General features: G+C 72.1%; 14 protein-coding genes. 4 read left to right on the top strand and 10 right to left on the bottom strand.

The window, feature by feature from the left end; genetic code table 11:
• Window positions 1-7: 7 nt before the first annotated feature.
• The 4 genes from I3V78_RS27055 to I3V78_RS27040 form a co-directional block, all read right to left on the bottom strand.
• Window positions 8-1,660 carry a chemotaxis protein CheA gene (locus tag I3V78_RS27055; RefSeq protein WP_204491455.1) on the bottom strand — a complete coding sequence of 551 codons (1,653 nt, stop codon included), beginning with the start codon at window positions 1,658-1,660 and terminating at the stop codon, window positions 8-10.
• Between the two features lie 118 nt (window positions 1,661-1,778).
• Window positions 1,779-2,753, bottom strand: a complete 975-nt coding sequence (locus I3V78_RS27050) for a sigma 54-interacting transcriptional regulator (RefSeq protein WP_204491452.1) — start codon at window positions 2,751-2,753, stop codon at window positions 1,779-1,781.
• Window positions 2,753-3,364, bottom strand: coding sequence for a cysteine hydrolase family protein (locus I3V78_RS27045; RefSeq protein WP_239576637.1), 612 nt, complete (start codon window positions 3,362-3,364; stop codon window positions 2,753-2,755). The genes I3V78_RS27050 and I3V78_RS27045 overlap by 1 nt, the downstream gene beginning before the upstream one ends.
• A 50-nt stretch (window positions 3,365-3,414) precedes the next feature.
• On the bottom strand, window positions 3,415-4,650 hold the full coding sequence (locus I3V78_RS27040; RefSeq protein WP_338023763.1) for a sensor histidine kinase: 1,236 nt from the start codon (window positions 4,648-4,650) through the stop codon (window positions 3,415-3,417).
• 275 nt (window positions 4,651-4,925) lie between these two features.
• Here I3V78_RS27040 and I3V78_RS27035 point away from each other — a divergent pair, with 275 nt between their 5' ends.
• Window positions 4,926-5,396: an FBP domain-containing protein gene (locus I3V78_RS27035; protein ID WP_204491450.1), complete on the top strand. Its 471-nt coding sequence runs from the start codon at window positions 4,926-4,928 to the stop codon at window positions 5,394-5,396.
• Window positions 5,397-5,423: 27 nt separating this feature from the next.
• Here the strand turns inward: I3V78_RS27035 and I3V78_RS27030 are convergent, their stop codons facing one another.
• The 4 genes from I3V78_RS27030 to I3V78_RS27015 form a co-directional block, all read right to left on the bottom strand.
• On the bottom strand, window positions 5,424-7,292 hold the full coding sequence (locus tag I3V78_RS27030; protein WP_204491447.1) for an acetyl-CoA carboxylase biotin carboxylase subunit: 1,869 nt from the start codon (window positions 7,290-7,292) through the stop codon (window positions 5,424-5,426).
• A gap of 10 nt (window positions 7,293-7,302) precedes the next feature.
• Window positions 7,303-8,928 (bottom strand): carboxyl transferase domain-containing protein, encoded by a 1,626-nt coding sequence (locus I3V78_RS27025; RefSeq protein ID WP_204491445.1) that lies wholly within the window; start codon window positions 8,926-8,928, stop codon window positions 7,303-7,305.
• Window positions 8,929-9,050: 122 nt separating this feature from the next.
• A complete protein-coding gene (locus tag I3V78_RS27020; protein WP_204491443.1) occupies window positions 9,051-9,494 on the bottom strand; it encodes a hypothetical protein in 444 nt (147 codons plus the stop codon).
• A complete protein-coding gene (locus I3V78_RS27015) occupies window positions 9,491-9,760 on the bottom strand; it encodes a hypothetical protein (RefSeq protein ID WP_204491441.1) in 270 nt (89 codons plus the stop codon). Before I3V78_RS27015 ends, I3V78_RS27020 begins: the two co-directional genes overlap by 4 nt.
• A gap of 206 nt (window positions 9,761-9,966) precedes the next feature.
• On the opposite strand from I3V78_RS27015, the gene I3V78_RS27010 reads away from it, so the two are divergent.
• The gene (locus tag I3V78_RS27010) at window positions 9,967-11,247 is read left to right on the top strand and encodes an extracellular solute-binding protein (RefSeq protein WP_204491439.1); all 1,281 of its coding nucleotides are present in this window, start codon (window positions 9,967-9,969) and stop codon (window positions 11,245-11,247) included.
• Here I3V78_RS27010 and I3V78_RS27005 read toward each other — a convergent pair.
• Both I3V78_RS27005 and I3V78_RS27000 read right to left on the bottom strand, forming a co-directional pair.
• Window positions 11,244-12,431, bottom strand: coding sequence for an acyl-CoA dehydrogenase family protein (locus I3V78_RS27005; protein ID WP_204491436.1), 1,188 nt, complete (start codon window positions 12,429-12,431; stop codon window positions 11,244-11,246). The two genes, I3V78_RS27010 and I3V78_RS27005, sit on opposite strands and share 4 nt — an antisense overlap.
• 13 nt (window positions 12,432-12,444) lie before the next feature.
• Window positions 12,445-13,860 carry a carotenoid oxygenase family protein gene (locus I3V78_RS27000; protein ID WP_204491434.1) on the bottom strand — a complete coding sequence of 472 codons (1,416 nt, stop codon included), beginning with the start codon at window positions 13,858-13,860 and terminating at the stop codon, window positions 12,445-12,447.
• Window positions 13,861-13,959: 99 nt separating this feature from the next.
• Between I3V78_RS27000 and I3V78_RS26995 the strand changes: the two genes are divergently transcribed.
• Window positions 13,960-14,601, top strand: coding sequence for a TetR/AcrR family transcriptional regulator (locus I3V78_RS26995; RefSeq protein ID WP_204491432.1), 642 nt, complete (start codon window positions 13,960-13,962; stop codon window positions 14,599-14,601).
• Between the two features lie 85 nt (window positions 14,602-14,686).
• Window positions 14,687-18,730 carry a PAS domain S-box protein gene (locus I3V78_RS26990; RefSeq protein ID WP_204491430.1) on the top strand — a complete coding sequence of 1,348 codons (4,044 nt, stop codon included), beginning with the start codon at window positions 14,687-14,689 and terminating at the stop codon, window positions 18,728-18,730.
• The last annotated feature ends 29 nt before the right edge of the window (window positions 18,731-18,759 follow it).

The following is an 18,759-nucleotide window of genomic DNA, read 5'->3' as shown; positions in this document are numbered from 1 at the left end:
GAGGGACTCACGCCGAGGCGGCGGGGTTCGGGGACTTCACGGTCTGCTGGAGGAGCGCGGGGACGTCGAGGATGAGCGCCACGCGGCCATCCCCCAGGAGGGTGGAGCCGGAGAGGCCCGGCAGTCCCTGGCAGAAGGTGCCCAGGGGTTTGATGACCGTCTGGCCCTGGCCGAGCAGGGCGTCCACGGCGAGGCCCGCCTGACCGCGGCCCTGGCCGATGACGACGAGGCTCTCGCGGGCGGGGGGACCGCCGCCCAGCCCGAAGTGCTCGCGCAGGCGCAGGTAGGGCAGCGCCGTGCCGCGCAGCTGGATCATCCCGGTGCGGCCCGGCTGGCGTTCCGCGTCGGGCAGCTCCACGCACTCGTGCACGTGCTCCAGGGGGATGACGTAGGTCTCGTTGCCCACCGCCACGCTGAAGCCCTCGATGATGGAGAGGGTGAGCGGCAGGCGGAGATGGAAGGTGGTGCCCTGGCCCGGGGTGCTCTCCACCTGGAGGGTGCCGCGCAGGGCCTCCACGTTGCGCTTCACCACGTCCAGGCCCACGCCCCGGCCGGACAGCTCGGTGACGTGCGCGGCGGTGGAGAAGCCCGGCTCGAGGATGAGCCGCAGGAGCGTGTCGTCGTCGGACGGCGCCTCCGCGCCCAGCAGGCCCACGGCGCGCGCGCGCGAGAGGATGCGCTCCCGGTCCAGGCCCGCCCCGTCATCCGCCACCTGGATGACGAGCGTGCCCGCTTCATGGAAGGCCCGGACGGACAGGGTGCCCGTGGGCGCCTTGCCCCGGGCCCGACGGCGCTCGGGCGTCTCCAGGCCATGGTCCACGGCGTTGCGCACCAGGTGGGTGAGGGGATCGCGCAGCAGCTCGGCGACGGTGGTGTCCACCTCCACGTCCTCGCCGCTCACCTCCCAGCGCACCTGCTTCTCCAGGCGCAGGGCCAGGTCGCGCACCGCGCGGGCGAAGGGTTGCAGCGTGCGCCCGATGGGCACCATCCGCACCTTCATCACCAGCTCCTGGAGATCCAGGTGCAGCCGGTCCCCCTCGTGATGTGCCTCCAGCAGCTGCTGGGGGGTGTAGCGGTGCGCCTGGGACAACATCGTCGCCAGGCGCCCGCGCGCGATGGCGATCTCCCCGGTCAGGTCCAACATCCGATCCAACCGGCTCAGCCCCACCCGCAGGGTGTGCTCCGGGGCCTGCTCCGGGGCCGCCGGGGACTCGGGCTCGGTAGGGGCGGGGGGCTCCGGCGCCCGTTCCAGCGGGGCGCCGCCGACGGGGCGGGCCGCCTTCACCAGGTTGGCCAGCAGATCCTGCACCTCCGCCGCGGGCAGGCTCAGGGTGGAGTCGCCCGTGGCGCTCAACCCCACGCGCTCGCGCAGCGCGTCCACCGCCTGCAGCAGCAGCGAGCCCAGCCCCGCGTGCAGCACCACGGCCCGGGTCTCCACCAGGGTGAGCAGATCCTCCAGGGTATGGGCCAGCTCCGCCGCCTCGGGGTGCCCCACCGAGGCCGCGCCGCCCTTGAAGGTGTGCACCGTGCGGAACACGGCGCGCAGGACCTCGGGGCCTGGCGAGCGTTCGAGCGCCAGCAGCTCCCGCTCCAGGGTGGCGAGCTGTTCCTCGGCCTCGACGAGGAAGATGGCGTGGACCTGCTGCAACTCGGGAGTCATGGGTGCGGGATGCAACAGCAATTCGCACGCCAGTCCTCCATGTGTTCAGAACCGTTCGTAACTCTTGACCCTTTGAGTGGGAAGCACTCGCATGAATCGAGAGAGCGGAGTCTGAAGTCTAGACTTTGGATGAAAGACCGAGGGCCTTCAGCTTTTGATACAGCGAGCTGCGGGGGATGCCGAGTCGCTGGGCGGCCCGGCCGACGTGGCCTCCCTCGGCCTCCAGCACGCGGACGATGTGCCGGCGCTCGACCTCCTTCAGGGTGAGGCGGAGCTCCTCGGTGGGCGTGTCGTCCCCGGCGAGGGGGTCGCCGCGGTGGAGGATGGCGGAGCCGTTGAACTCCAGGTCGGACGTGCCCAGGGTGGGGTGCGAGGACAGGAGCACGGCGCGCTCCAGCACGTTGCGCAGCTCGCGCAGGTTGCCCGGCCAGTCATAAGCCCGCAGGGCCGCCTCGGCGCCCCCGGTCATCCCGAGCCCCGGCCGTCCCAGCTCCAGGGCCAGGCGCTCCAGCAGGGCGTGGGCGAACGGCACGATGTCCTCGGGGCGCTCGCGCAGGGCGGGCACCCGCAGGGTCAGGGTGCTGATGCGGAAGTACAGGTCGCCCCGGAATCGCCCGGTGCGCACCCGCTCGACGAGATCCTGATGGGTGGCGGCGATGAGGCGGATGTCCACCGAGCGCTCCTCCACCTCGCCCAGGCGCCGGAAGCGCCGATCCTCGAGCACCTTGAGCAGCTTGGGCTGGACGAGGGGATCCATGTCCCCCAACTCGTCGAGGAACACCGTGCCCCGGTGGGCCCGCTCGAGCAGGCCCTGCTTGCGCTGGATGGCGCTGGTGAACGCGCCCCGCTCGTGGCCGAAGAGCTCCGTCTCCAGGAACGGGGGCGAGAGGCCCGCGCAGTTGAGCTGCACCAGGGGCTCCTGGGCGCGCGGGCCATGCTGGTGCAGCCAGACGGCGAGCACGCCCTTGCCCGTGCCGGTCTCGCCCTGGATGAGGAGGGGGCGGTCGCTGTCGAGCACACGCCGCGCCAGGGTCTTCAGGTGGCGGATGAGCGGGCTGGTGCCCAGGAAGGGATCGAGTTCGGGGGGTTGCATCACCCGCCCTGGGCGCGCAGCCCCGCGAGGAACTCATCGTGGTTCATCGGGTGGGAGAACATGGGGAAGTTCTTCTCGACCGCCATGCGCTGCTCCTCCTCGCTGAGCGTGGCCGTGCAGTCCTTGAGGGTGACGACCTGGTAGCCCTTCTCGTAGGCGGTGCGCATGGTGGACTCCACGCAGCAGTTGGTCAGGAAGCCGCCGAGCGCGATGTCGGTGATGCCCCGGCCGCGCAGCACGAAGTCCAGGTTGGTGCTGGCGAAGCCGCACAGGCCCCGCTTGCCCTCCACCACGATGTCCTGGGCCTGGGGCTTGAGCACGTCCACGATCTCCGCGCCCCAGGTGCCCTTGCGAAAGGAGCGGCTGTCCACCACGCCCTTGAGGATGCCGTAGGGTCGGGGCGACAGCTCGTGGTAGTCGGGCGTGAAGGTGATGGGGGCGTGGATGATGGTGGCGCCCAGCGCCCGCGCGCGCGCCACCGTCTCCACCGTGTTGGCGAGCATCCGCGTGCGCTCCATGACGGGCTTCACCGCGGCGTGGAAGTTGCCTCCCTCGGAGGTGAAGTCGTTCTGGTACTCGATGAGCACGACGGCGGTCTTCTTGGGATCCATGGACAGGTCCTTTCGGGAGAGGGGAACGCGAGACGAGGATATACGCGGCCTCAGACGGACGCGGCATCCGTGGGCGCGGGGAACTCAAGACACAGACGGGCGCCGCCCTCGGGGCGGTTGCTGGCGGAGAGCTCGCCGCCGAACTGCGCCACCAGCTCGCGTGACAGGCTCAATCCCAGACCCGTGCCCTTGTCCGGGCCCTTGGTCGTGAAGAAGGCCTCGAACACGTGCGGCAGCACCTCGGGGGCGAAGCCGGGGCCGTTGTCCTCGATGAAGAGCAGGATCCGGCCGCCCCGCGCCACGCCCCGTACGTACACCTCCGCGTCGGGTCCGCCGCGCTCGCTCAGCACGTCCCCGGCGTTGACCAGCAGGTTGAGCACCACCTGCACCAGCCGCTGCCGCACGCCGAAGACCTCGGGCAGGTCCCGGGACACGTCCACCCGCAGCCGCGCCACGTGCTTGAGCCGCAGGGACGCCAGCCGCAGGGCGTCCGCCACCACGTCGGCCAGGACGCACCGCACGGGCTCCGGAGCATCCATGCGCGCGAAGCCCTTCAGGTCCGCGACCACCCGTTGGATGTGCAAGAGCCCCTCGCGGGTCTGATCGAGCACCTCGCAGAGCTCCGCGGGCGTGGCCGAGGCCGGGGGGCGCAGGGACTCCTGCACGAAGTCGACGTTGGCGCCCACGTAGGCCAGGGGGTTGTTGATCTCATGGGCCACCTCCGAGGCCAGGCGGCCAATCGCCGCCAGCTTCTCCGCCTGGGCGCGGCGGTGCTCACTGACGGCCAGGGCCTCCATGGACTCGCGGCGCGCGCGCTCGAGCCGCGCCTGCTGCTCCATGTTCTGGGTCAGCCGCACCTGATGGGCCAGGTGCAGGGAGAAGAGCGTGACGGCCATGACGATGGACGTGTGGATGGTGGCCAGGAGCAGCGAGAGCTGCTCCCCCCAGGACATGAGGAAGGTGCCCAGTCCCCCCACCGCGCCGCCGAGCAGCGCGGCCCGTCGGCCCTGGCGGTAGAGCAGGCAGTTGGCCAGGGGCAGCGCGGTCACCAGCACGAAGTAGGGGCTCGCGGTCCCGCCCGTGGTCCCCACGATGCCGAGGATGCATCCACTGACGATGAGGACGTGCAGATCCTTGAGGCGCCGCTCCCAGACCTGGCTGCCCGAGGCCGCGAAGAACGCGTAGCCCAGCATGCTCAGGGCCCAGCCCGCGCGGCACGCCAGCGTCCAGGGATTGACGCGGCCGAGCAGCAGGACGTCGACGAAGGAGAAAACGAAGATCAGCACGGCGAGGATTCGCGCCGTTCGGACACTCCACAACCCCCCGGTCGTACTCATGGACAGGTCCATTCGCCTGGAGCTCATCCTAGCAGCCTGGCGAAAGGTTCCATGCATGACACAACACTCGGCCCACCGCGTCATCACGGTGCGTGGAGGGGCCGTCTTCCCCTTGTCCGTCTGGCCGCCCTCTCCCGGGAGGCGAGCATGGCCGCCGCGCCCCGTTTATGTAGGAGGTGTTCCCCGCGTCCGGCGGGAACGCCGGACGCCCGAGAAAGACCTTCATGTTCCTGATCGAGACCGAAAAAGATCTGCTGCAGTCCTTCCGCCCCCGGGACCGGGAGAAGGTGGAAGTGCCCAAGGGGCTCAAGTTCCCCCTCTTGGTGCGGGACTACTTCGCGTGGGTGGAGCCCGCGGGCACCCGGGTCTTCCTGGTGTGCCCCTCGCCGGACAAGAAGCGGCCCATGGGCCTGGCCTTCCGTCGGGAGTCCCAGGGCTCCAGCATGCCCTCGCAGATGTGCGACTGGTGCCACACCTACGGTTCGTCCAATGAGATCGGCCTGCTGTCCACGGACGTGAACTCCAAGCGCCGCGTGGGCGTCAACCTGTGCCTGGACCTGCGCTGCAAGGAGAAGCTGGAGTCGGCCGCGGACCTGTCCGGCCGATACTCCCGCGACCTGCTGCCCCCGCTCATGGAGCGGATGAGCCGCTTCGCCACCGAGGCGCTGCGCATCCACTCCGTGCCGGAGCCCTAGCACTGAGCCACCGCGCGGCCCGACCGCTCAGGACGCCGCGGGCTCCAGGCGCGCGAGCACCACGCCCTCGGCCACCTGGGCGCCCGCGCGCGCGGTGAGCTCCACCACCACGCCGTCGAAGGGCGCCAGCAGGGTGTGCTCCATCTTCATGGCCTCGAGCGTCACCAGGGGCTGGCCCTTGCGCACCGCGGCGTTGAGCGCCACGGACACCGCGACGATGCGGCCCGGCATGGGCGAGAGCACGCCGCCGCCTCCCGTGCTCGCCTCGCCCGCGAGGGCCTCCGCCCGGAAGGGGTTGAAGGCGTAGGCCTGGCCCCGCTCGAAGACGATCGTCTGCTCGCCCGAGATGAACACGGGGAGCGCGGGCGCTCGCGGGGTGGCCGCCACGGGGATGACGTGCCGGGTGCCCTCGGACTCCAGGCGCACCTCCACGCGGGGCGGGGCGTTGAGCCGGAAGCCCGAGGGGGCCGCCGCCGGGGGCGTCAGGCGCGCCGCCGCGGCCGCCTGGAGCACCGCCTCGGACGGCTCCGCGCGCGGCACCAGCGCGTCCAGCCGCGCGCCGATGAAGCCCGTGTCCACCGTGCCCGCGAGGAAGTCCGGGTGCTCCAGGCAGCGCGCGAGGAAGGCCGCGTTCGTCTTCACCGGCCACACCCGCACCGCCCGGCACGCCGCCGCCAGCCGCGCCGCCGCCTGGGTGCGCGTGGGCGCGTGGGCGATGAGCTTGGCGATCATCGGATCGTACGTGGACGTCACCTCGCCGCCCTGCTCCACGCCCGAGTCCACCCGCACCGCGTCCGTGGGCAGCACGAAGTGGGTGAGGGGGCCCGTCGAGGGCAGGAAGCCCGTGGCGGGGCTCTCCGCGTACAGGCGCGCCTCCATCGCGTGGCCCTGGATGCGCAGCTGGTCCTGGGTGAGCGGCAGGGGCTCGCCCGAGGCGATGCGCAGCTGCCACTCCACCAGATCCTGCCCGGTGATGGCCTCCGTCACCGGGTGCTCCACCTGGAGCCGGGTGTTCATCTCCATGAACCAGATGCGATCGGCGCGCAGGCCCTCGCTCGCGTCGGCGATGAACTCGATGGTGCCCGCGCCCTCGTAGCCCACGGCCCGAGCGGCCCGCACCGCCGCCTGGCACACGGACTCGCGCGTGGCGGCGTCCATGCCCGGTGCGGGCGCCTCCTCGATGACCTTCTGGTGGCGGCGCTGCAGCGAGCAGTCGCGCTCGAACAGGTGCACCGCCTGGCCGTGCGTGTCCGCGAAGACCTGCACCTCGATGTGCCGGGGCCGGGTGACGTACTTCTCCAGGAGCACCCGGTCATCCCCGAAGGAGGACGAGGCCTCGCGCCGACAGGACACGAGCGCCGCGGGGAAGTCCTCGGAGCGGTCCACCTTGCGCATGCCCTTGCCGCCACCGCCCGCCACCGCCTTGATGAGCACCGGGTAGCCGATGCCGTCGGCCTCGCGGTGCAGGCGCTCGGGGGCCTGGTCCTCGCCGAGGTAGCCCGGGGTGGTGGGCACGCCCGCGTCCGCCATGCGCTTCTTGGCGGCGTCCTTGAGGCCCATGGCGCGGATGGAGGCGGGCGGCGGGCCCACCCACACGAGCCCCGCGGCGAGCACCGCCTCGGCGAAGCCCGCGTTCTCCGACAGGAAGCCGTAGCCCGGGTGGATGGCCTCGGCGCCCGTCTGGCGCGCGGCGGCGATGAGCTTGTCGGGCACGAGGTAGCTCTCGCGCGCCGGCGCGGGGCCGATGAGCACCGCCTCGTCCGCTTCCCGGACATGGGGCGCGTTCGCGTCCGCCTCCGAGTACACGGCCACGGTGCGGATGCCCAGGCGGCGGGCGGTGCGGATGATGCGGCGGGCGATCTCCCCGCGATTGGCGATGAGCAGGCTGGAAATCATGGCGAGGCCCTCACATGCGGAAGACGCCGAAGCGGGGAGCGTCCGGCAGGGGCGCGTTGAGCGACGCGGACAGGGCCAGGCCCAGCACGTCGCGCGTCTGCACCGGATCGATGATGCCGTCGTCCCACAGGCGCGCGGTGGCGTAGTAGGGGTTGCCCTCGGCCTCGTAGCGCTCGCGGATGGGCGACTTGAAGGCGTCCTCCTCCTCCTTGGACCACGTCTGGCCCTTGGCCTCCATGCCGTCGCGCTTGACGGTGGCCAGCACGCTCGCGGCCTGCTCGCCGCCCATGACGCTGATGCGCGAGTTGGGCCAGGAGAAGAGGAAGCGCGGCGAGTAGGCCCGGCCGCACATGCCGTAGTTGCCCGCGCCGAAGCTGCCGCCGATGAGCACCGTGAACTTGGGCACGCTCGCGGTGGCCACCGCCGTCACCATCTTGGCGCCGTCCTTGGCGATGCCGCCCGCCTCGTACTTGCCGCCCACCATGAAGCCCGAGATGTTCTGCAGGAAGACGAGCGGCGTGCGGCGCTGGCACGCCAGCTCGATGAAGTGCGCCGCCTTCTGGGCGCTCTCGGAGAAGAGCACGCCGTTGTTGGCCAGGATGGCCACCGGGTAGCCCCAGATGCGCGCGAAGCCGGTGACGAGGCTCGTGCCGTAGAGCGGCTTGAACTCGTGGAACTCCGAGCCGTCCACCAGCCGGGCGATCACCTCGCGCACGTCGTAGGGCGCGCGCACGTCCGAGGGGATGAGGCCGTAGAGCTCGGCCGGGTCGTAGCGCGGCGGCACGGGCCGGGCCATGTCCAGCTGCTGGGGCTTGACCGTGTTGAGCCGCGAGACGATGTCGCGCACGATCTCCAGCGCGTGCTCGTCGTTGGCGGCCACGTGGTCCACCACGCCCGAGCGGCGGCCGTGCGTGTCGGCGCCGCCCAGGTCCGTGGCGCTGATGACCTCGCCGGTGGCGGCCTTCACCAGCGGCGGGCCCGCGAGGAAGATGGTGCCCTGGCTCTCGGTGCCCGAGCCCCGGACGATCACCGTCTCGTCGCTCATGGCGGGCACGTAGGCGCCGCCCGCCGTGCACGAGCCCATGACGCAGGCGATCTGCGCGATGCCCTTGGCGCTCATGTTCGCCTGGTTGAAGAAGATGCGGCCGAAGTGCTCCCGGTCCGGGAACACCTCCGCCTGGTGGGGGAGGTTGGCGCCCCCGGAGTCCACCAGGTACACGCACGGCAGGTGGTTGGCCTCGGCGATCTCCTGGGCGCGCAGGTGCTTCTTCACCGTCATGGGGAAGTAGGCGCCGCCCTTCACCGTGGCGTCGTTGGCGACGATCATCACCTCGCGGCCGGACACCCGGCCCACGCCGCCAATCACCCCCGCGCCCGGGGCCTCGTCGCCGTACATGCCGTGGGCGGCGAGCTGGCCGATCTCCAGGAAGGGCGAGCCCGCGTCGAGCAGCCGCTCCACGCGCTCGCGGGGCAGGAGCTTGCCGCGCGACGTGTGCCGCTTGCGCGCGTCCTCGGAGCCTCCCTGGGACACCTGGGCGACGCGGGCGCGGAGTTCCTCCACGAGGCGGCGGTTGAGCGCCTCGTTGCGGCGGAAGGCGTCCGAGGTGGGATCGATGGCGGTGGTGAGAATGCTCATGTGCTCTCCCTCGCGGTTGTCGTAGAGCGCGAGGTGACGCCTGTCATGCCTTTTCCACCCTAGGGGCCCCCGATTCCGTCCAGAACAGGATGACGGGGCGCGTCGAATGCGCCTGGATCGCTTCAGCGCAGGCGGAGCAGGCGCCGGGTGACGACGCAGGCCACGCGGCCCTCCAGGGCGTGCAGCCCGTGCTCCCGGCAGCAGTCGTCGTAGGCCGAGGGCCGCTCGCTCTCCAGGGTGAAGAGCGCCCGGGGCAGGGGCACGTCGGCCAGCTCCGCCGAGGGCGTGAGGTCCACGACGCCCAGGGTCCGGACCACCAGCTCCTCGAGCGCGTCCGAGCCCTCCACGGGCGTGCGGGAGAGGACATAGGAGAGCGCGCCCACGGTCTCGGTGGGCGCCACGGGGCGCACGTTGCTGGCGGAGAGCAGTTCCTCCCAGAGCACCTCGTGGAGGTCCCGCGCGGCGGCCCCCAGGGCCATGGCCACCACGAGGCCGCCACTGACGACCACGCCCCGTCCGTGGCCGAGGTCGAAGCGGTGATGGTCCAGGTGGATGGGATGGGTCACCAGCAGTTGGGTGGACAGCGCGAGGTTGGCGGTGATGCCCAGGGGCCGGGCGAAGCCATGCAGCAGGAGCTGCCCCGGCGCGAAGGGCTCCGCGCCGCTCGGGGCCAGGGGCGGAAGGACTCCGGCTGGCGTGGGTAGAGCTCGAGCTTGTCGAGCGAGAACACGGCGACGTCATCGCGCACGCGCACCAGCCGACGGTGGGTCGTCACGACGGCGCGCTTGCCGTCCCCGGTGTTGCGCACCTGGCGCACTTGGATGTCCAACAATCCGCGGGCAGCCGCGCCGCGCGCTCGAACGCGAACTGAGGACTGAATTGACGGACAAACAGTGTTGCTCGCGTTGACTGTCATTGGTGGCTGTCATTGAACGTGTCATCACCCGCCAGTCCGATTCCCCAGGCGATGACCTCTTCCCGGCCCGCCGTCTTCCCATCTAAATGGCCGGGCGGTTCTTCCTGGTCGAGTGAGGCTTCATGAACAACGTGGCGCGTGTGTGGTGGCGGAAACAGCGGGGACTCTGGGGCGTGGCGGTGCTCTCTGGCGTGCTCTCTGAAATGGGCTGTGGCGAAGCGCCGCCCCCCGAGGAGACGCCGCCCCCGGCGAAGACACTCCTGCGGGTGCCTCTCTATTCCTACATTCCCGACGCGGCGGGCGACCGCTTCCAGGCGCTCAACGCGCGCATCGAGGCCGAGTTCGAGCGGGCCCACCCGGAGGTGGACCTGGTCGTCAATCCGCCGTGCTTCCAGGACGACCTCTACGAGCCCGCCCAGCTCGCGGCGTCGCTGCGGGGCGAGGGGGCGTGCCCCTACGAGATGGTGGAGGTGGACACGTCCCTGCTCGGGGAGCTGGTGGCCACGGGGGCCGTGCGCTCCTGGAGCGCGTTGCCCGAGGGCCCGGAGTGGCAGCCCGCGGGCCTCACCGCCGTGCGCGTCGAGGGCCAGCTCTACGGCGTGCCCCACTGGCAGTGCGCGCACTACGTGCACTCGCGCAGCGACACGGTGAGCGCCGCGCGCACCGTGGACGAGCTGCTGGCGGCCCTCGAGAGCCTGGGCACACCCCAGACGAACCTGGCCGGCAACCTGCTCGGCAGCTGGAACCTGCCCTCGCTCTACCTCGATGCGTGGACGGACACCCATGGGCCCTCGGGCGTCCAGTCCGCGGTGAGCACCGCGCGCTACGACACGGACGTGATCGCCGGCATGAACCGGCTCGCCCGGACCTGCGATGCCCAGGGCCAGAACCCCTGCCTCGACGGCACGTACGACGACGACATCGACCTGCCCGAGAAGCGCCTGGCCCGGGGCGAGGTCGACGCGTCCCTGGGGTTCTCCGAGCGGCTGCACGTGGTGCTCAAGAACCTGCCCGCGGGGGCCCCGGCCTCGGCGCTGCGCCTCGCGCCCGCGCCCCTGGGCCAGGGCAACCAGCCCCTGCTCTTCACCGACGCCTTCACCCTGAGCGCCCGCTGCACCGGCGCATGCGAGCAGGCCGCGCGGGACTTCGTGGCGTACATGACCCGGGCGAGCACCTACCAGTGGATGGTCCTCTCGGAGGACGCGCCCGCCGAGGGCCGGGTGCCGCGCTACCTCATGCCCGCCAACCGGGCCGTCTACGCACTGCCCGCGGTGGCGGCGGATGCCTTCTACCCCGTCATCGGGGCGGCGAGCGCCACGGGCGGCGCGTTCCCCAACACGGGGCTGTACGGCATCCGCAAGCAGATGCGCGACCACCTGCGCCAGGCGCTCCAGGCGCGCTAGAGCGTGACGGTGTTGGCCTCCACGCCCAGCAGCACGGCGCCGATGGTCTCCAGGGTCGCGGGGGCCACCATGGCGTGCTGCGTGGCCACGTGGATGTCGCGGAAGCAGCGCTGCAGGGGGCTCGCGCGGTAGACGGAGGCGCCCCCCGCGGCCTCGTACATGCGGTCCACCACGCGCGCGGCGCTCCGGGTCGCGTGCGTGTAGGACAGGCGCAGCTCCGCCCGGTGGCGCAGCGTCACCTCGCGGCGCTCGCCCGCCGCGTAGGTCGCGTTCACGGTCTCCATCAGCAGGGCCCGCGCGGCGCGCAGCGTGCCCTCGGCCTCGGCGACGGCTTCCTGCACCGCGCCGCGCGCGGCGATGGGCCGGCCGGTGAGCGGCGTCTTCTTCTGCTGGGCCAGGGCCGTCAGCTCGTCCACCGCCCGGCGCGCGATGCCGAGCGCCACGGCGGGCAGGCCCACCCCCAGCAGGCCGAACGCCGGGAAGGCGTAGAGCGGGTGGTCCACGCGCGGGCGCTCGGCGATCATCGAGAAGGTGCGCTCGGCGGGCACGAAGATGTCGCGCACCTCCATGTCCCCGCTGCCCGTGCCGCACAGGCCCGAGGCGAACCAGGTGTCGTGCAGGGTGGCGTCCTCGATGGGGAAGCACACCAGGCGCGTCTCGGGCACGCCCTCGCGGATCATCCGGGGCGCGCCGCCCTGGGTCACCACCACGCCGCCCGTGAGCCAGCGGCAGTTCTGGCTGCCACTGGCCCAGGACCAGCGGCCCGTGACGCGGTAGCCGCCCTCCACGCGCTCGGCGCGGCCGGTGGGCGCGGCCACGCCGCCGATGATGGCGTCGGGCGCGCCGAACATCGTGCGCCCGGTGTCCTCGGGCAGCCACGCGGCGCACATGGCGGTGAGCGCGCCGATCATCACGCACCAGCCCGTGGAGCCGTCCGCCTGGGCCAGGGTCTCCACCACCTCGATGACGCGCGCGGGGTGTAGGGCCGGGCCGCCCAGGGACTCGGGCAGCACCATGCGGAAGAGCCCGGCCTCGGCCAGCTCGCGGGCGAGGTCCGCGGGCAGACGCCGGGCGGCCTCGATCTCCTCGGCGCGCGCGGCGATCCGGGGCGCGAGCCTCCGGGCCTCGGCGAGGAGGGCGTCAGCGGTGAGCGGGGAGGGAAGGGACGCGGGCAGCGAGGTCATGCCCGGACGTTACCTAGGCCGTGGGCACGAAGTCGCCATGGAAGGTGAGGGGGAAGGCATGCTCGAACCAGACCCGGGCGAGGGGAGGAGCGTCAGGTGCGCGCGCGTCCAGCACCGCCACGTGGGTCAGCCGACTCGGTGCGTCGTACACCTGGGTGAGCACGTAGCCGTCGTCGTCCCGGGTCGCGTGGGCCCGGGGCGTGAAGACGGGCTCGGACACGTACTGGCCGGCGGGGCCCAGGTTGAACAGGGTCTCCTGGCCGGTGTGCATGTCCACCCGGCCCACGGCGTCATGGGGCCCCCGGAGCGCGCCCGCGCCCGTGTACGCGCTGACGTACAGGTGGCGGTGCTCCTGGGTGCGCGCGGCCGGGGCCACCCGGGGAAACTCGCAGGCGCGCGTCGAGCGCTCCTCGGAGCGGAACGTCCGGGTCTGGAGGTTCAACGTGGCCCGGTGGAGCACGCCGCCCGTGTCCGTGGTGGCGCCGCCCCGGCCCACCTGCTGCAGCCAGCGGTGGGTGCCGAAGTCGAGGTGGCGCACGTAGTCCACCACCAGCTCCTCTCCGCGCTCGAACGCGTTGCCGAAGTGCCAGGCGAAGAAGGGCTCGGTCTCGAACCACAGCGGGCGCGACAGGTCGTCGATGGGCACCACGAGCACCTGGGTGCCCAGCGCGGCCTTCCACTCCAGGTTCTCCGCGAACGCGCCCAGGCCCAGCAGCATGCGCGGGATGTTGAGCCTGAGGGGGCTCACGAAGAAGACGAGGTGGCGCGGGGTGGCGATGAAGTCGTGGATCATCGTCGCCCCCGGCAGGGGCACCGCGCCCAGGTAGCGCGCCGCCGCCCCGTCTGGCAGGGCGTACAGGTCCAACAGGGTGGTGCGCCCATAGCGCATGCCGAAGTTGTACGACGCGTGGCGCTCGGGCACGCGGTGGGGGTGCGCGGAGAAGTGGTGCACGATGACGCCCAGGTCCGTCTCGGCCAGGGTGCGCAGGTCCTCCGTCGACAGCTCCGTGGGCACGCCCGCCTCGTACAGGGCATAGAAGCGCCCGTTCCACGCCATCACCGACGTGTTCGCCGCGTTCTTGCCCAGCACCTTGCCCGTGAGCCGCCGCCACCAGGGCACCGTCGAGCCGTAGAGGGAATGGCCCAGCCGACCCGCCTCGCGGTCCGCCCGGATGCTCGGGGTCTCGATGCGCCGGGCCGCCCCCTGGGCCTGGCCGCCGCCAAAGCGCACCGCCAGCACGCCCCCGTCCCCGTCGAACCAGTGCTCATAGGGCCGCCCGCCCACGCCGAAGACGACCGGCCCCACCCGCAGCAGCGTGCCGCTCAGGTCTTCCGGCAGCCGCCCCTCGACCCGCAGGGGCTCGTAGCCATGGTCCCGCGTGAAGTCCTGGAACGCGCCGCGCCAGCCCTCGAGGTTCGTCGTGCTCATGATGATGACACTGAAAACATGGGGGACCTCGCGCCGTCAACCTGGCCCGTGGGCCCCGTGCCGCTTGCGCCGGGCCGCCGGTTGGGCGAGGAGGACGGCATGGCGCTGCGACGCACGCGGAAGAAAACAGCGGACAAGCCGTCCTACCACCACGGAGACCTGCGCCGGGCCTTGTTGGATGCGTCCCTGGCGCTCATCACCGAGGAGGGCTTCGGGGCGCTGTCCCTGCGCGAGGTGGCGCGCCGAGCCGGGGTGACCCACGCGGCGCCCTACCGGCACTTCGCGGACAAGGAGGCCCTGCTCGGGGCGGTGGCCGAGGAGGGCTTTCGCGCGATGACGTCCCGGATGCGCGAGGCGATGGCGCGCGAGAGCTCGCCCCAGATGCGCCTGCGGGCGTGCGGGGTGGCCTATGTCCTGTTCGCGGTGGAGAACGCGTCGCACTTCCGGGTGATGTTCGGCCCGCACTTCACCCGGCCCCTGGCCCTGTCGGCGTCGAGCGAGCAGGTGGATGCGTTCGGCGTGCTGGTGGGGGCGCTCGTCGAGGCCCAGCGCGCGGGCGACGTGCGCGAGGGCGAGGCGCAGGATCTCGCCCTCACGTGCTGGTCGCTCGTCCACGGGCTGGCCTCCCTGTTGGTGGACCGCCAGTTGGATCCGCGAGGAGCGACGGGGGGCGTGGAGGCCCTGGTCTGGGCCCAGACCCATCTGCTGATGAGTGGACTGTCGCGCCGTTCCTCGGATTGAGTCACCCGGCCGCCCTGTTTCTCATTGCATGAGTGGGCGCGAGTGGGCATGAGAGACCTCCTCCCCCCGCTCCCCCGTGCACGCGATGAGTTCTCCTGAGTCCGACGAGTTGAGCGCCCTCCGGGCCGAGGTCGCGCGTCTGCGAGGGGCCCTTCACGCGGCCGAGGCCACCACGGGCGCCGCCAGTTACCGGCAAATCGTGGAAAGCGCGATCGACTTCGCGGTGATCGCCGCGGACCTGGACGGTCGCATCACGCACTGGAACGAGGGCGCGCGGCGCATCCTGGGCTGGACCCCGGAGGAGATCCGGGGCCAGCCCCTCTCCCGGCTCTTCACCGAGGAGGACCGGGCCCAGGGTATTCCCGAGTGGGAGATGTGCCAGGCGCGCGAGGATGGACGGGCCCTGGACGAGCGCTGGCACGTGCGCGCGGACGGCTCCCGGTTCTGGGCCAGCGGCGAGCTGACGCGGCTCAAGGACGACGCGGGCGCGATCGTGGGCTTCGTGAAGGTGCTCCGGGACCGCACGGCGCACCGGGCGCTCGAGCAGGAGCGGGAGCGCTTCCTGCGCCTGGCCGAGCAGTCCGCGGACTTCGTGGGCATCGCGGACCTGGACGGACGCGGCGTGTTCCTCAACCCGGCGGGGCGCCGCCTGGTGGGCCTGGGTGAGACGGACACGGGGGTGTGCTTCCTCTCGGAGCTGTTCCTCCCGGAGGAGCAGGCCATCGCCCGCGACGTCATCCTGCCCGCCCTGCATACCCAGGGGCAGTGGCGCGGGGAGCTGCGCCTGCGGCACCAGGGCAGCGGCGAGGCCATTCCGGTGGACTGCAACGCCTTCGTGCTGCGCGACGCGGCGGGCCAGCTGTCCGGCTACGCGACGATCACCCGCGACATCTCGGGCTCCAAGCGGGCCGAGTCCGCCCTGCGCTGGAGCGAGGAGCGCGTGCGCCTGGCCCTGAGCGCGTCCGGCTCGGTGGGCATCTGGGACTGGCACATCACCGCCGACCGCGTCCACGTGGAGGCGCACTTCGCCCGGCTCTATGCCCTGCCGCCGGAGGCGGTGGCGCGGGGGGCGTCCCTGGAGGCCTTCCTGAGCGGCATCCACCCCGAGGACCGGGAGCAGGTGCGACAGGAGGCCTGGCGGGCCATCGAGGCCGACGCGGGCTATGACGCCGAGTACCGGCTCCTGGACGGCCAGCACTGGGTCCACGCCCGGGGGCGCGTCTACCGGGATGCGCGGGGCCGACCCGAGCGCATGGCGGGCACCCTGGTGGACACCACCGCGCGCAAGGCGACGGAGCTGCGGCAGGTGGCGCTGCTCGACCTGAGCGACCGGTTCCGCGACCTGACGGAGCCGGGGGACATCGCCTCGTGCGCGGCGGAGCTGCTGGGCCGCACGTTGGGGCTGTCCCGCGCGGGCTTCGCCGTGGTGGACCTGGACTCGCGCACGCTGCGCATCGAGCAGGATTGGTCCAACGGCCAGGTGGACCGCATCATGGGCGCCTATCCCTTCGCGGCCTTCGGCGCCGCCATGGAGCGCATGCTCCGGGGCCTGCCCGCCATCGAGAAGGACGTGGAGGCCGCGGCGTGGATCCCCGCCGAGGAGCTGTCCAACTACCGCGCCTTGAGCAAGCGGGGCTTCGTCAAGCTGCCGTTCATGCGCCAGGAGCAGCTGGCGGGCTTCGTCTTCGGCCACTCCACCGTGCCACGGGACTGGTCGGACGCGGACGTGGGCTTCATTCGCGAGGTGGCCTCGCGCACGTGGGAGGCCATGGAGCGCGCCATGGCCGAGCGCGCGGTGCACGAGCACGAGTTGGATCTGCGGCTGCTCACGGACGAGGCGCCGGAGATGATCGGCTACCTCGACCGGGACCTGCGCTACCTCTTCATCAACGACACCTACGAGGAGTGGTTCGGCATGCCCCGCTCGCGCATCCTCGGCGCGTCGGTGTCCGAGCTGCTCGGCGAGGAGGCGTTCGCGCTGCGCGAGCCCTACTTCCGGCGCGCGCTGGCGGGCGAGGCGGTGCACTTCGAGGCGCCGTTGGACCTGCCCGGCATCCACCGCGACCTGGAGCTGCGCTTCTTTCCCAGGCGGGATCTCAAGGGCACCATCCAGGGCGTCTACACCTTCGTGCTGGACATCACCGAGCGCAAGCGCACCGAGCGCATCCTGCGCGAGGCGAACGAGCAGCTCGAGCAGCGCGTGGCCGCGCGCACGCTCGAGCGCGACCGCATCTGGCGCAACTCCGCGGAGCTCATGGGCGTGGCGGGCCTGGACGGCTACCTCAAGTCCGTCAACCCCGCCTGGTCGCGGCTCCTGGGTGTCGGTGACGCGGAGATCCTGGCCCGGCCCTTCCTGGAGTTCATCCACCCGGGGGACCACGCCGCGGTGAAGGGGGCGCTGGCCCAGCTCACCCAGGGCGAGCGGCTGGCGCGCTTCGAGGATCGGCTCCTGCGCGCCGATGGCACCGAGCGCGTGGTGGCCTGGACGGCGGTGCCTGGCGACGATGTCTTCTATGTCATTGGCCGCGACGTCACGGCGGAGCGCGAGAACGAGGCCCTGCAGCGGCGGCTGTTCGACGTGCTCGACGCGTCCCCGGACTTCGTGGGCATCGCGGACGCCATGGGCCGGGTGGTCTACGTCAACGCGACGGGCCGGCGCATGGTGGGCCTGGCGGATCTGGCCGAGGTGCGCCGCAGCTACGTGCTCGACTACTTCGTGCCCGAGGACCGGGCGCGCATCGAGAACGAGGCCATCCCCACGGTCCTGCGCGAGGGCCGCTGGGAGGGCCGCTGCACCTTCCGGCACTTCACGTCCGGCAAGACGACGCCCGTGCAGTACAACGTCTTCGTGACGCGGGACGCGGCGGGCGCGGTGGTGGGGCTGGGCACGGTGACGCGCGACATCTCCGGGCAGTTGCAGCAGGAGGAGGCCCTGCGCGAGACGGAGGCGCGGCTGCGCCAGTCCCAGAAGATGGAGTCGGTGGGGCAGCTCACCGGCGGCATCGCGCACGACTTCAACAACCTCCTGGGCGGCATCATGGGCTCCATGGAGATGCTCAAGCGCCGGCTGGAGGCGGGCCGCTACGCCGAGACGGACAAGTACATCCAGGCCACCATGGCCTCGGCCCAGCGCGCCGCGGCGCTCACCGCGCGCCTGCTCGCCTTCGGCCGCCGCCAGTCGCTGGACGTGAAGCCCGCGGAGCTCAACACGCTCGTCTCCTCCATGGCGGACCTGCTGCGGCGCACCCTGGGCGAGCACGTGGACCTGAAGATCCTGCTCGAGCCCAAGCCCTGGCTGGCGATGACGGACGCCAACCAGTTCGAGAACGCGCTGCTCAACCTGGCCATCAACGCCCGGGACGCCATGCCCTCGGGGGGCCTGCTCACCGTGGAGACGAGCAACAGCCGGCTCGACGAGAGCTACACGCGGGGCTTCGAGGGGCTCAAGCCCGGCGAGTACGTGGTGCTCAGCGTGAGCGACACCGGCCAGGGCATGTCCCCGGAGGTGCTCGCGCGCGCGTTCGAGCCGTTCTTCACCACCAAGCCCATCGGCCAGGGCACGGGCCTGGGCCTGTCGATGATCTACGGCTTCGCCCGGCAGGTGGGCGGGCACGTGCGCATCTATTCGGAGGAGGGGCGGGGCACCACCGTCAAGCTCTTCACGCCCCGCTACGTGGGCGCCGGGGTGGGGGAGGCCGAGTCCGCCACGCGCATCGAGCCGCCGCGCGCGCGGGGCGAGCGCGTCCTGGTGGTCGAGGACGAGCCCGCGGTGCGCATGCTGGTGATGGAGATCCTCGAGGACCTGGGCTACGCGGCCCTGGAGGCGCCCGAGGCCCGCGCGGCGCTCGGCCTGCTGGAGCAGGCGGACCGGGTGGACCTGCTGGTGACGGACGTGGGCCTGCCCGGGGGGATGAACGGGCGCCAGCTCGCGGAGGTGGCCCGGCAGCGCCGGCCGGGGCTCAAGGTGCTGTTCATCACCGGATACGCGGAGGGGGCCTCGGTGCGCGGCGGCTTCCTCGCCCCCGGCATGGAGATGATCACCAAGCCCTTCGCCCTGGACGCGCTGGCCGCGCGCATCCGGGAGATGATCGAACGGCCGGCCGAGGCCTCCGCGCCCTCGGGCGATTGATTGACCCACGGTGGTGCTCGGCTAGGTTG

The sequence above is a fragment of the Archangium primigenium genome, from assembly GCF_016904885.1.
GTDB lineage: Bacteria > Myxococcota > Myxococcia > Myxococcales > Myxococcaceae > Cystobacter > Cystobacter primigenius.
The sequence above is the reverse complement of the archived record's forward strand: the minus strand, read 5'-3'. Positions and strand labels throughout refer to the sequence as shown.

Bases quoted from the DNA above. Each gene is read 5' to 3' on its own strand.
- I3V78_RS27055 (WP_204491455.1), bottom strand. From the start codon at position 1,660: ATGACTCCCGAGTTGCAGCAGGTCCACGCCATCTTCCTCGTCGAGGCC.
- I3V78_RS27050 (WP_204491452.1), bottom strand. From the start codon at position 2,753: ATGCAACCCCCCGAACTCGATCCCTTCCTGGGCACCAGCCCGCTCATC.
- I3V78_RS27045 (WP_239576637.1), bottom strand. From the start codon at position 3,364: ATGGATCCCAAGAAGACCGCCGTCGTGCTCATCGAGTACCAGAACGAC.
- I3V78_RS27035 (WP_204491450.1), top strand. From the start codon at position 4,926: ATGTTCCTGATCGAGACCGAAAAAGATCTGCTGCAGTCCTTCCGCCCC.
- I3V78_RS27030 (WP_204491447.1), bottom strand. From the start codon at position 7,292: ATGATTTCCAGCCTGCTCATCGCCAATCGCGGGGAGATCGCCCGCCGC.
- I3V78_RS27025 (WP_204491445.1), bottom strand. From the start codon at position 8,928: ATGAGCATTCTCACCACCGCCATCGATCCCACCTCGGACGCCTTCCGC.
- I3V78_RS27010 (WP_204491439.1), top strand. From the start codon at position 9,967: ATGAACAACGTGGCGCGTGTGTGGTGGCGGAAACAGCGGGGACTCTGG.
- I3V78_RS27005 (WP_204491436.1), bottom strand. From the start codon at position 12,431: ATGACCTCGCTGCCCGCGTCCCTTCCCTCCCCGCTCACCGCTGACGCC.
- I3V78_RS27000 (WP_204491434.1), bottom strand. From the start codon at position 13,860: ATGAGCACGACGAACCTCGAGGGCTGGCGCGGCGCGTTCCAGGACTTC.
- I3V78_RS26995 (WP_204491432.1), top strand. From the start codon at position 13,960: ATGGCGCTGCGACGCACGCGGAAGAAAACAGCGGACAAGCCGTCCTAC.
- I3V78_RS26990 (WP_204491430.1), top strand. From the start codon at position 14,687: ATGAGTTCTCCTGAGTCCGACGAGTTGAGCGCCCTCCGGGCCGAGGTC.